Source organism: Pseudomonas zeae (genome assembly GCF_014268485.2).
Classification (GTDB): domain Bacteria; phylum Pseudomonadota; class Gammaproteobacteria; order Pseudomonadales; family Pseudomonadaceae; genus Aquipseudomonas; species Aquipseudomonas neuropathica.
This window is the reverse complement of sequence record NZ_CP077090.1, coordinates 3,487,609-3,500,021: the sequence shown is the minus strand read 5'-3', so window position 1 is coordinate 3,500,021 and position 12,413 is coordinate 3,487,609. Positions and strand designations below refer to the sequence as shown.

Here is a 12,413-nt window from a genome sequence, read left to right as displayed (position 1 = left end):
ATGCCCGCAGTATTTCCAAGTCGTTTGCGTCCGTTGTTGCAGTTGAGCCTTTTGCTGAGCCTGAGTGCCAGCCCCGTGTTGATCCAGTCCAGTTGGGCCGAAGACGCCCGGCGCAGCTATCAGGTGCCGGCTGGCAGCCTGAGTGCAGCGTTGACAAGATTTGCCGGTTTGGCCGGGGTCAATCTGTCGGTCGATCCGGCACTGGTGAGTGGCCGCAACAGCAACGGTTTGTCCGGCGAATTCGCTGTGGAGGAGGGGTTTGCTCGCTTGTTGCTGGGTTCCGGTCTGCAACTGCAACCGCTGGGCGAGCAGGCCTACACACTGATTCCAGCCGCCGAGGGCAGCAGCCTGCAACTGGCGCCGACGTCGATTCTCGGTGCCACCGGTTCCAGCGATGCCGATGTGTTTGCCGGCGGCCAGGTCGCGCGTCGCGGTTCACAGGGTTTGCTGGGGTCGAAAGACTTCATGGAAACCCCGTTCAGCATGACCACCTACACCAGCGAGACGGTGAAAAACCAACAGGCCCGTACGCTGGGCGATCTGATCGCCAGCGACCCGTCGGTGCGCGCGACCAACCCGGCCGGTGGCCGTTACGAGCAATTCACCATCCGTGGTTTCAGTCTGTTCAACAGCGACGTGGCCTATAACGGCCTCTACGGTGTTTTGCCGACTTACACGATCGACATGGAAATGGCCGATCGCGTCGACATTCTCAAAGGCCCGAGCCAACTCATCAACGGCATCTCGCCACGGGGTAGCGTGGGCGGGGGCATCAACGTGGTGCCCAAGCGTGCCACCGACGAACCGATCACCTCGCTGACGGCCAACTATGCGTCGAACAATCAGGTTGGCGGCGCGGTGGATGTCGGCAGGCGGTTCGGTGAGGACAATCAGTTCGGCTTGCGTTTCAACGGCGTCAAGCAGTCCGGTGATACCGAGTGGGATCATCAAAGTGTTGACCGCGACATGGCCGTGCTCGGCCTGGATTTTCGCGGTGAGCGCTTGCGACTTTCGACCGATATCGGCCACACCGAACGCGATACCGACGCGCCGCAGGAGCGCGTGCAGGTCGCGGCCAATGCCAAGGTTCCGAGCGCGAACAAGGTGCATCGCAACTACGCGCAACCGTGGACTCAGGCGAAAACCGAGGACACCTTCGGCACGCTCAACGCTGAGTTTGATGTCAGTGATTCGGTGATGGTCTACGGCGGTGTCGGTGCTCGCAAAAGCAATCATGACTTCCTTCGGCATGCGGTTTCCGTGACCAACGATGCCGGTGATTTCAGCGTTCAACCGCGTGATTTCACCCGCGACGAGAATGTCCGTACCGCAACGGCCGGCGTGCGCAACTGGTTCCATACCGGGCCGGTGAGCCATGAAGTCAATCTGGCGGCCAGCTACTTTTATATGGATTTCGAGAACGGCGGCGCGCGTTACGCGGCCGGTCGCAGCAACCTGTACGACCCGGTGCAAACCGCGAAACCCGGCACGCCGACGCGCTATGACGCCAAGGTCTACACGGAAAACCGCTTCAGCGGCGTGGCGTTATCCGACACCTTGGGCTTTTTCGATGATCGATTGCTGCTGACCCTCGGCGCCCGCTGGCAACGAGTGAAAGTCGATGACTGGAGCGATGACGTCAAAGGCGACACGGCTTACGACGAGGAAAAGGTTTCGCCCTCGGGCGGCATTCTGTTCAAGGCGACTGACAAGCTGTCGCTCTACGCCAACTACATGGAAGGCCTGAGCCAGGGCAAGATCGCGCCGTCAACGTCAGTGAACGAAGACGAAATCTTCCCGCCGTTTATCAGCCGTCAGGTCGAGATCGGTGCCAAGTACGACGCCGGTTCGTATGCTTTAACGGCAGCAGTATTCAGGATCAAGCAACCCGCCTATGAAACCAACGCCACGACCCGGGTCTTCGGCCCGAACGGCAAACGACAGAACAACGGCGTGGAGCTGAGCATGTTTGGCGAACCGCTCAAAGGCCTTCGGTTGCTCGGCGGCGTGATGTACATCGACAGCGAGCTGACCCACACCACCAACGGCACGTTCGACGGCAATCGCGCGCCGGCCACGCCGAAATACAACGTCAATCTCGGCGCCGAGTGGGACGTGCCGACGGTGCAGGGCCTGACGTTGAGCGGGCGCGGCATTTATTCCAGCTCGCAGTATCTGGATCAGTCGAACAACAAGGAAATCGACTTCTGGGAGCGCTTCGACGTGGGTACGCGGTACGCCTTCAAAGTCGATGAAAAAACCATCAGCCTGCGCGCCAATGTCGAGAACGTGCTGGATAAACGCTACTGGAGTTCAGCAGGCGCTTCGGATGACAGTGAACCGGGGTTGACGTTGTCGACACCGAGAACTTATCTGCTTTCAGCGACGGTGGATTTCTGATTCCACTCGGAAAATCAAAAGCGTGATATCAGCGAGCTGACCCACTTTTACAGTGATGTCCTGACCACCAATGGACAGTCAACTCGCTGGGTTCCCGAAAGCTCCAGGGTCTCGATCAGATGCCGTGCAGCCTGGCGCCCAATGTCGTAGTACGGCAGTTGCACGGTGGTCAACGGAGGGATGAATAACTCGGCAATGCCGATCATGTTGTCGTAGCCGAGGACGGCGACATCGTCGGGAATTTTCAGGCCACGCCCCAACAACAACTGATAGGCACAAAAGGCAATGCGGTCGTTGCCACAGATCAAAATATCGAATTGGGGGCGACCATCAATGACATGCCGGTCGAGGATAGCGGCTGTTTCACCATAGGCATCATGATCGGAAAGGTCGTATTGCAGGAGCGTGTCCGGCGCCAGTCCGAATGCCTGACAGGCACGCTGCAGGCCTTTTTGTCGCAGCCCCCATGCCAGACTCTGTTTCGGCAGATTGATACACAAAGGACGCTTGTAGCCGAGGCTCAACGCGTGGTGTACGGCGCGATACTGGCCCATTTCGTCGTCGGGTACATAGCTGACGAGGCTGCTGTCATCTGCCAGACAATTGGCGAGCACCAGAGGTTTGCTCTTCAAGCGCTCGGGAATGCTGACCTGGCGAAACCCCATGGCGCTGAAGATCAAGCCATCCGGACGGTGCGACAGCATCAGATCGATGTTCTGGTCGGTGGGCGGGTTGCTTAGCAGGTTGAGGATAAAGACATTCCAGCCGGCCTGTTGCGCGGTCTGCTCAATGGACAGCAGCAGCTCGACCGCGAAGGGCGTGGTCGCAGTGTCCAGCGCGAACACACCGATGGTTCGCGACTGGAGGTTGTCACCGCGCATCTTGCGCGCTGACAGGCTGGGTACGAATTGCAGTTCATCAATGGCTCGACGCACCCGTAGAAGGGTTTCGGGGCTCAGTTTTTCCGGACTATTGAGCGCTCGAGACACCGTCATCAGGGACACGCCGGCCAGCTGTGCAACGTCTTTCACTGAAGTCATGCGAAGTGCGGCCGGTCAGGTTGACGCAGAATCATGACACAGGGCCCGGGCTTCTCGCGACCCGAATGACGCCGCTCATGACCATCCCGAACCCAGAGGCCATGCCTTGGCAATCGAGACGCGCCCGCCACTCCCGCTGGCCACCAGCTTCACGCCCAGACTGTCGGAACGCGGATAGAGGCGACTGCTGAGGCTGAAGCGGCCGTTTTCGTCGAATACCTCGATGGATGAGCGATCAAGAAACACGCGCAGTTCCAAGCGCTCTTGTGTCGGGTCTATCGCCACGCTGCGCTGGCCGGTGACTTGCGCACCCGAGCGGCTGCGATCAAGCACCAAGCGCTGCAGTGACGGATCATAGTAGAGAAGGGTTTCTTCGCGGCCATCGTCGCTGCAACGGAGGGCGACTCCCAAGTGGCCGTCAGTGCAGCCGAGCAGATCCAGATGCACATGGATTTCCAGCATGTCGCCGTTTACCTCCGGCACCCAGCGGGCTCCCGACGCTTCCCACCACGGCGTACCCGGCAATGGCGCCATTCGCAGCGCGCTGAGCTCGCGTGCCGGATACACGCGAAGGCGATCGGCGCGCAGTTCAAGTTCGCGGGGCAATCCGAGCATCCCGCACCAGTGATGGGCCTGGCTCGGCATCGGGCTTTCCCACATGTCCAGCCATGCCCATACGAGGCGCCGACCATCGGCGGCCAACAGCGTTTGCGCTGCATAGAAATCGTGGCCGTTATCCAGCTCGATAAAAGGCCCGCCCGTGAACTGCCACTGGTTATCGAGCTCGCCCACTCGATAACCGGTCTGGTATTTGTTGAGCCGGTCATAACCGTCGGCTTGCATGCCTTGTGGTGAGTACAGCAGCACATCGCGTCCATTCAGGCGAAACAGGTCCGGGCATTCCCACATATAGCCATCGCCCTCGCTGCCTTCGGACACATAGTCGAGGAATTCCCAGACGTGCAGATCCGTGGAGCGGTACAGCGGCAGTAGCGGTCTGTCGCCCAGACGTGCGCCGGCAATCAGGTACCAATAGCCATCTTCCTGCCAGACCTTGGGGTCGCGGAAATGCATGATGGCGTCTTGCGGCGCGCTGTCGATCACTGCGCCGTGTTTGACGAAGCGGATGCCATCGGTACTGGTTGCCAGGCACTGCACTTGACGGATCAAGCGCTCGTCACCCACTTCGCCCAGCCAGGTGTGCCCGGTATAGATCAGGGCCAGAGTATCGCCACAGACCACCGCGCTACCGGAAAAACAGCCGTCGCGGTCGCACTCATCGCCGGGTGCCAGCGCAATGGGCAGGTGCTGCCAGTGCACCAGATCGGCACTCTTGGCGTGGCCCCAATACATCGGCCCCCATTTCGCGTCGAAGGGATGATGCTGATAGAAAACGTGATACTCGCCACGGAAGTACACGACCCCGTTCGGGTCGTTCATCCAGCCTGCCGGCGGGGCAATATGATAACCGGGTCGATAATCCTCAATGACGCGGGACTGGCTGTCAGCCAGTGCGCGCTGCGCAAGGTCAAGGGTCGAAGACATGGGGTCGCTCGGGGTATTCAAAGACAAGGTCATAGGGCGTGTGCTCGGATTGAGCGTAGAGAGAGGTCATCCGATACGGATTCAATTGCGTGCGGGTGGCGCTTCAATGCCGTGCCGTCGGCATCGAACAGGTGGATCTTGTCGATGTCCAGTTGCAGTTCAACCCGATCGCCTGCCTGCCATCCGGCGTTGACTTCACAACGACAGATCAATGGCTCGTCCTGCCCGGTATCCAGGTGCACATAGGTTTCACTGCCCAGGTATTCGACCCCGGTCACGACGATGCCAGCGCTTCCCGGCGCCGCTTTGAGTGACAGGTGTTCCGGGCGAACGCCCAGGCTCAGCGAGGCATCTGCCGCCAGGTTCGAGCTGTCGAAGGGCAGGGTGGTCATCCCCAAAACCGGAGTATCAACCAGGCTGGTTTCGCCCGGCGCACGCAGGCGGGTCGGCAGGAAATTCATTCTCGGCGAACCGAGAAAACCGGCGACAAAGCGGCTGGCCGGGCGCTCGTAGAGTTCGCGCGGTGAGCCGACCTGCTCGACGTGACCGCCATTGAGCACAACAATTTTGTCGGCCAGGGTCATCGCTTCGACCTGATCGTGGGTGACGTAGATCATGGTTGAGCGCAGTCGCGCATGCAGCCGCGCAATTTCGTTGCGCATCTGCACCCGCAAGGATGCATCCAGGTTGGACAGCGGCTCATCGAACAACAAAATGTCCGGTTCCCGCGCCATGGCTCTGCCCATGGCTACACGCTGACGCTGCCCTCCAGACAGCTCTTTTGGCTTGCGTTGCAGCAGTTTGTCCAATTGCAGGATTTGTGCAGTTTTCAGCACCCGCTCGCGCAGGCTGCTCTTTTCAGTCTTGGCCAGTTTGAGGCCAAAACTGATGTTGTCGTAGACGCTCATGTGCGGGTACAGCGCATAGGACTGAAACACCATGCCGACGCCACGTTCGCGCGGTTCGAGGTCGTTGACCCGGCGCCCGTCGATCAGCAGGTCGCCGGCGCAGATCGAATCCAGTCCGGCGATCAGCCGCAGCAGCGTCGACTTTCCGCAGCCCGAAGGACCGACGAACACCACGAATTCACCCGCAGCGATCTCCAGGTTGATGTCGCGAAGAATCCGCGCGCCGCCCAATTGTTTGTTGACGTTGTCCAGTTTCAATTTCATCACGATGCGGTTCCTTGTCTTTATTGGGCATCAACCCTTTAACGCGCCGGCAGTGAGGCCGGAAACGATTCGGCGCTGGAAGATCAGCACCAGAATCACCAGTGGGACGGTGACCAGCACCGAGGCGGCCATCAACAAGCCCCAAGGCAACTCATGGGGGCTGCCGCCGGAAATCAAGGCGATGGCCACCGGCACCGTGCGTTGGCTGTCGGTGAGGGTGAACGTCAGGGCAAACAGGAACTCGTTCCACGCGGCGATGAAGGCCAGCAAGCCCGTGGTGACCAGGGCGGGCCAGAGCAGCGGCAACAGCACGCGGGTCAGCGTCACCCAGGGCGAAGCACCATCCATGATTGCCGCTTCCTCCAGTTCATGGGGCAGTTGGCCCATAAAGGTGGTCAGTACCCAGACGGTGAAGGGCAGGGTGAAAATCGTGTAGCTGAGGATCAACGCCCACGACGTGTTGTACAGGCCCAGGGCGCGGATCACTTCGAACAGTCCCGACAGCACCGCGACCTGGGGAAACATCGACACGCCAAGGACCATCATCAACACCGTGCCACGCCCACGGAATTTGACCCGGCCCAAGGCATAGGCAGCGGTCAGGCTGAGGAACAGCGCCAGTGTCACCACGCACAGCGCAACCACCAGCGAATTACCGATTGCTCGCAGGAATGAGGCCTGGTGGAGGACCGCCGCGTAATTGGAGAAGTCAGGATTTTCGATCCAGTAGCTCACCTCGAACAAGGCGCTGGAGGGCTTCAGCGATGTCACGATGGCGTAGTAGAACGGGAAAACCGCATACAGCAACAACACCCCGATCAGGCACCAGAATCCGAGGCGCAACAGCGCTTTTTTCAGTAGGCGCGAGCTCATGCGCGGACCTCCAGTTGACGGCGTCCGAGGTAGAGATAAAGCATGGCGATCACCGCGACCACGAGAAACAACAGCGTCGACGCCGCGCTGCCGTAACCGACGTCCTGAAACTCCACCAGGTGCTGGCGGGCATACACTGACATGCTCATGGTGCTCGACGAATTCGAGGTCAGCACATAGATGACGTCGAATACCCGCAGGGAATCGAGGATGCGGAAGATCGCCGCCACCAGCAGTGCAGGCATCAACAGTGGCAGGGTGACACGCCAGAACACCTTCACCGGATGAATGCCATCGACCCTGGCCGCTTCGTAGCAATCGCTCGGCAACATCTGCAAGGCCGCCAGCATCAGCAGCGTGACGAAGGGCACGGTCTTCCAGACATCAACGATGATCACCGCCCACATCGACAGGTCGGCATCTGCCGTCCAGGCCAGGGGAGCATCAATCAGGCCGAGGCTGAGCATCAGATGATTGATGATGCCGAACTGGTCGTTGAGCATCCATGACCAGATCTTCGCCGAGACAATCGTCGGAATCGCCCACGGAATCAGAATCAACGCCCGCACCAGAGAACGGCCGGTGAACTTGATGTTCAGCAGCAACGCCACCAACAACCCCAGCACGACCTCCAGTCCCACCGAGACCACCGTGAAATACAACGTGTTGCGCACCGCATTCCACCACTGCGGATCGACGAGGATGCCCGACCAGCCGGAATCGCTGAACAACAGATAATTGCTCAAGCCTATGAAGGTTGCGCCACCGGTGTCTGCCAGGCTGGCGTCGGTCAGGCTGAACCAGAATGTGCGCAGCAGCGGCCACGCAGCCACCAGGGCCAGGCAGACCAGCATTGGCGTCAGGAACAGCCAGGCAGCGCGCACCCGGCGCCGTTGTACAGGCGTTTCCCTCGTGAGCAGAAGCTCGTCAAAGGGGGCATGGGTCGTAGAGACAGACATGGTGATTTCCTTCCTTGTGGCTTACCAGTTCCGGCGTTTGATACGCGTGAGTTCACTTTCCAGTTCGGCCAGTGCCTGATCCACGGGCAACTCGCCCGCCAGCACGCCATGCACCCGATCGAAGAAGGCATTGGAAACCCGTGGATAACGATCGGCGGTGATGGCGGCGGGGCGCATGACCCCAGCGTTGAGAATGCTGTGCAGCTGAGCGTAATAAGGCATGGCCGCGAGCAACTCGGGATCTTGATACAGCGACTCGATCACCGGGTTATAGCCGCCTGTCAGGGCGCGATGTTTTTGCTCTTGGGCACTCGTCAGGTAGCTCACCAGTTCTGCGGCAAGTTTGGGATGAGCGCTGTAACGCGATACCGCCAGGCCCCAGCCACCGAGGGTGGAGGCATGCTCGCCGGTCTCGCCGCCGCGGGGCAGGGGAGCGACGCCGACCTTGTCCTTTACGGCACTGTCCTGGCTTTGCACCAGGGCCCAGACATAAGGCCAGTTACGCATGAATAGCGCATTGCCGGACTGGAATACGCCACGTCCTTCTTCCTCGGTGTAATTGAGCACGCCACGCGGGGAGATGTCGCCGACCCAACTTTTCGCCAGCGTTAACGCCGCTCTCGAGGCCTGACTGTTGACCACGATGTCGCCGCGTTGATTGATCAGGCCGCCTTGCGGTTGGCTGCTGATCCACTCCAGCGCATTGCACGTCAGCCCCTCGTAGGCACGTCCCTGAAAGATGTAACCCCAGGCATTGGCGTTCCCGGCGTTGCGTTCAGCCTGTTGCACATCCCTGGCGGTAGCGGTCATTTCCTCCCACGTTTGAGGAACCTGTTTGTTGTATTTCTCAAGCAAGTCCTTGCGGTAATACAGCAGCCCCGAGTCGGTGAACCACGGCATCGTCACCAGGCGGCCGTTGACCGTGGCGTTATCGACCTGGGCCTGGAAGTAGTCTTGGGTCGCGTTCGCGGGAAGCACCTCCCGCAGATCCAGCAGATGTTTGGCCAGCATCCCCGGCCACACCATGTCGATTTGAATAATGTCGATGTCGGTGGACTGCGCACTGAGGATCTGCTGGTAGAACGACAACCTCTCGGTTGCCGAGTTAGGCGTGGAGACCACCTCGACGTTGTTGCCGGTCTGTTTCGACCATGTCTCGACGGCCTCTTTGCACAGTTGCAACTCCGCACCCACGGCACCGCAAGAGATCGTCAGATCGGTTGCGTTCGACACGGATGGCAGTGCGGCAGACAGGGTGATCAATGCAACGGGCAGGAGCGATTTCAGGTGTTTCATCGAGCGTCCTTTATTTTTGTTTTTAGAAAAGTTAACGTTAACATCGCCAAATGTAGCAGCGTATTTGCGATGAGGCATCCTTTTTTTCGTCGATTGCGACAACTCGCAACGCACGTAAAAAACGGCCGTTTGCGTCAACCAACAATAAAAACAAAACAGGGATTTCATATGTACAAAGCAACAAACTGGCTACTGGCAGGTGTGCTCGGCACATCCGCAGCGACCGCTCAGGCCGCGACACTGGAAGAGCGCATGGCCGCACTTGAAGCGCGTGCCAGCGCAGCGGAAAAGCGTGCAGCCACGGCCGAACAGCAGACCCAGGCACTTGCCCGGGAATTGCAGCAGGTCAAACGCGCGGCGCCGCCCTTGCAACCCGTCGCCTCTAACGCAACAGCCATTTCGGCACCTGCTCTGGACACCCGACTGGCAAAACTCGAAGCCCGTCAGCAAAGCCTGGAGAAGGAGGGCAGTACCGCGAACCTCACCGATGGGTTCAGCTTCAACGGCTATGCGCGCTCCGGGTTGCTGGTCGACGAGGGGCTGGGTGGCGGGCGTGGCGGCCCTTATACAACGCCGGCCGGTTCGGTGGGCGGGGCAGTCGGGCGACTCGGTAACGAGGACGACACCTACATGCGTATCGACCTGTCGAAAGAGGTCTATGCGCAAAACGGTACCCGTTCCAAATTCACCGTCTCCATCGCCGACGGTGTGGAAAGCTCCAATGACTGGACGGCCGACGAAAGCAAACTCAACGTACGCCAGGTGTTCGCCACGCTCGACCATGTCGCTGCATTCAAAGGCAATTCAGTCTTCGAGAACGCTACGCTGTGGGCGGGCAAGCGGTTCGATAGAGATAATTTCGATATCCACTGGCTGGACTCCGACGTCGTTTACCTGGCCGGCACCGGCGGTGGAATTTACGATGTGCAGATCAACAAGCATTGGCGCTCGAATTACTCGTTGATTGGGCGTAGCTACGGGGATTTCAGTCAGGGCGGTATCAATGCCGATGTGGAAAGCTACATCCTGACCTCCAACCAGTTCTTCGAGGATGGCCAGTGGCAGTGGATGTACAACGCCATCGGCGCCAAGAAAAACGATTTCGGCACCCACACCAACAAGGCCGGTTTGACGCCTGCGGATAGCGGTTTGCACAGCATGCTGGCCAATCACCAAAAAACCTTTTTCGGCAGAGAAGGGTTCTTCAAAACGGCGCTGCTCTATGGACAAGGCCTGGGGGCAGAGGTCAAGAACGTTGGCTCGGACGGTGAACTGATCGACGACGCCCGCGCGCTGCGTCTGGCGCTTTACGGTGAGACGCCGCTGACCTCTGACTGGCGCATCGGGCCCAGCTTGCTGGCCGAACAGAGCAAGGATAGATACGTTAAAGGTGACGACTACCGCTGGCTGACCCTCAACGTGCGATTGGCCAACAAAATCAACAGCAACTTCGAAATGGCCTACGAAATGAGCTGGCAAACCATGAACCTCGACCCCAAGGGCTATCTACAACGTAATGCGGTCGATGGTAACTTCTGGAAGTTCACGGTCGCCCCGACATTCAAACTCGACGTCGGCGATCTACTCACGCGTCCGGAGTTGCGAGTGTTCGCCAGCTACATGAACTGGTCTTCGGATCTGGACCGGTTCAGTACTAACGACTCCTTTGGCATGTCCGACTTCCAGGCGGGAGGGGTGTGGCAATACGGTATCCAGATGGAAACCTGGTTTTAATCGTTGAACGCACTTGCGATAGTGCAGTGCTGGAGCGGCAAAGGATGCTCCAGGCTAATGATGTCGTTTCTTCCCAGGATGGATGATTACCCAATGCTCAAGTTCAATGCTCATCTCGGTTTCCAATTCAATGAATTGCCTTTTCTGCAGCGCATCGAAGCCGCCGCAGCCGCCGGTTTCCGGGCAGTTGAGTTCCCGTCACCGTATGAATTCGACGCCAGTCTGCTTGCCGACCATCTAGCCCAATACAGTTTGCCGTTGATTCAGTTCGCCGCCCCGGCCGGCGTGACCAAAGGCATCGCCGCGTTACAGGGCAGGGGAGAGGAGTTTCGTGACGGGTTGCTCCAGGCCGCCCGCTACGCAAAGACCTTGGCGTGTGCGGATGTCCACATCATGTCGGGCGTTACTACGCAGAATGACGCTGAGCGAACCTACGCGGGCAACCTGGAATATGCGGTCAAGTACCTGGAAGACCAGGGGCTGCGGCCGCTTATTGAAGTGATCAGTGCGCAGGCGATGCCGGGCTATTACATGTCCGACTTCAGCAAGGCGCAACAGGTACTGGAGACCTTCCCGAGTGTCGGGCTGATTCTTGATCTTTACCATGCCCAGCTTTTGACCGGAGACGCAGCCGATGTGCTGGCGCGGTTTTATGACAGAACCGTGCATGTGCAAATTGCCGATTGCCCGGGTCGTCACGAGCCGGGAACGGGGAATATCGACTTTGCAGCGTTGTTCGCGGCGCTGGAGCAGCGCGGCTACGCGGGATGGATCGGATGTGAATACCGTCCTTCTGGATCTACCGTTGCGAGTCTTGACTGGATCAAGCAGCTGAGTGCTTAGGTTCCAGGCGAGTCGCTGATATGGGCAAAATCGCCGCCATCAAAGGCAGAAGCCCTTGATGGCCGAGCGAGAAGAACTCATCGATATCGGACTGACGCTGGCGAGTAGGGGGATTTATGCCTGATGCGGTTTTTGTAAGTCGAACTATTTTGTTCGGAGATTGTGATCCGGCAGGGGTGGTTTACACCCCGCGATTCTCATATTTTGCTGTAGAGGCCATTGGTGTAGCACTCGACAGATGGGTAGGGGGGCCGGGGCTTAGAGCGGTGATGAGTTTTAATATATTGCCGCCGGTGCGTGCGATGTCGATCGAGTTGCTGGCTCCGGTGACCTGGGATGACGAAATGACTATTAAAGTTGGCGTGGCGAGGTTGGGCGAGCACTCTTTTACTTTTTTGGTGGAGGGGTTTATAGGCGAAGGCGTGCTGGCATTTACCGCGAATGTCACACACGTATGTGTCTCACCGGAAAGTAAAGAAGTCGTTCCCATTCCAGCTCCGTTGCGAGCGCTTCTTTCATAGACGATCAGACGGATCTCAACAAACGATCGG

Annotated in this window: 10 protein-coding genes; 4 read left to right on the top strand and 6 right to left on the bottom strand. The window is 58.9% G+C overall.

Annotated elements, in window-relative coordinates:
• Positions 1-2,400, top strand: a complete 2,400-nt coding sequence (locus HU754_RS15275; RefSeq protein ID WP_186623216.1) for a TonB-dependent receptor — start codon at positions 1-3, stop codon at positions 2,398-2,400.
• A gap of 47 nt (positions 2,401-2,447) precedes the next feature.
• On the opposite strand, the gene HU754_RS15270 is transcribed toward HU754_RS15275, so the two are convergent.
• From HU754_RS15270 to HU754_RS15245, 6 genes are all read right to left on the bottom strand, one after another.
• Complete coding sequence (locus tag HU754_RS15270; RefSeq protein ID WP_016986705.1) at positions 2,448-3,440, bottom strand: LacI family DNA-binding transcriptional regulator; 993 nt, start codon at positions 3,438-3,440, stop codon at positions 2,448-2,450.
• Positions 3,441-3,515: 75 nt separating this feature from the next.
• Positions 3,516-4,985, bottom strand: coding sequence for a glycoside hydrolase family 32 protein (locus HU754_RS15265; protein ID WP_437182470.1), 1,470 nt, complete (start codon positions 4,983-4,985; stop codon positions 3,516-3,518).
• Positions 4,986-5,014: 29 nt separating this feature from the next.
• Positions 5,015-6,160, bottom strand: coding sequence for an ABC transporter ATP-binding protein (locus tag HU754_RS15260; protein WP_186623214.1), 1,146 nt, complete (start codon positions 6,158-6,160; stop codon positions 5,015-5,017).
• Between the two features lie 27 nt (positions 6,161-6,187).
• Complete coding sequence (locus HU754_RS15255; protein ID WP_186623213.1) at positions 6,188-7,030, bottom strand: carbohydrate ABC transporter permease; 843 nt, start codon at positions 7,028-7,030, stop codon at positions 6,188-6,190.
• Positions 7,027-7,989, bottom strand: coding sequence for a carbohydrate ABC transporter permease (locus HU754_RS15250; protein ID WP_186623212.1), 963 nt, complete (start codon positions 7,987-7,989; stop codon positions 7,027-7,029). The genes HU754_RS15255 and HU754_RS15250 overlap by 4 nt, the downstream gene beginning before the upstream one ends.
• Positions 7,990-8,010: 21 nt before the next feature.
• Positions 8,011-9,285, bottom strand: a complete 1,275-nt coding sequence (locus HU754_RS15245) for an ABC transporter substrate-binding protein (RefSeq protein WP_186623209.1) — start codon at positions 9,283-9,285, stop codon at positions 8,011-8,013.
• 168 nt (positions 9,286-9,453) lie between these two features.
• Between HU754_RS15245 and HU754_RS15240 the strand changes: the two genes are divergently transcribed.
• From HU754_RS15240 to HU754_RS15230, 3 genes are all read left to right on the top strand, one after another.
• Positions 9,454-11,019, top strand: a complete 1,566-nt coding sequence (locus HU754_RS15240; RefSeq protein WP_186623207.1) for a carbohydrate porin — start codon at positions 9,454-9,456, stop codon at positions 11,017-11,019.
• A 93-nt stretch (positions 11,020-11,112) separates the two neighbouring features.
• Positions 11,113-11,862: a hydroxypyruvate isomerase family protein gene (locus HU754_RS15235; protein ID WP_186623206.1), complete on the top strand. Its 750-nt coding sequence runs from the start codon at positions 11,113-11,115 to the stop codon at positions 11,860-11,862.
• Between the two features lie 116 nt (positions 11,863-11,978).
• The gene (locus HU754_RS15230; RefSeq protein WP_186623203.1) at positions 11,979-12,383 is read left to right on the top strand and encodes an acyl-CoA thioesterase; all 405 of its coding nucleotides are present in this window, start codon (positions 11,979-11,981) and stop codon (positions 12,381-12,383) included.
• The last annotated feature ends 30 nt before the right edge of the window (positions 12,384-12,413 follow it).

Coding starts and splice junctions, on each gene's coding strand:
- HU754_RS15275 (WP_186623216.1), top strand. CDS start 1: ATGCCCGCAGTATTTCCAAGTCGTTTGCGTCCGTTGTTGCAGTTGAGC.
- HU754_RS15230 (WP_186623203.1), top strand. CDS start 11,979: ATGCCTGATGCGGTTTTTGTAAGTCGAACTATTTTGTTCGGAGATTGT.
- HU754_RS15240 (WP_186623207.1), top strand. CDS start 9,454: ATGTACAAAGCAACAAACTGGCTACTGGCAGGTGTGCTCGGCACATCC.
- HU754_RS15250 (WP_186623212.1), bottom strand. CDS start 7,989: ATGTCTGTCTCTACGACCCATGCCCCCTTTGACGAGCTTCTGCTCACG.
- HU754_RS15245 (WP_186623209.1), bottom strand. CDS start 9,285: ATGAAACACCTGAAATCGCTCCTGCCCGTTGCATTGATCACCCTGTCT.
- HU754_RS15255 (WP_186623213.1), bottom strand. CDS start 7,030: ATGAGCTCGCGCCTACTGAAAAAAGCGCTGTTGCGCCTCGGATTCTGG.
- HU754_RS15265 (WP_437182470.1), bottom strand. CDS start 4,985: ATGTCTTCGACCCTTGACCTTGCGCAGCGCGCACTGGCTGACAGCCAG.
- HU754_RS15270 (WP_016986705.1), bottom strand. CDS start 3,440: ATGACTTCAGTGAAAGACGTTGCACAGCTGGCCGGCGTGTCCCTGATG.
- HU754_RS15235 (WP_186623206.1), top strand. CDS start 11,113: ATGCTCAAGTTCAATGCTCATCTCGGTTTCCAATTCAATGAATTGCCT.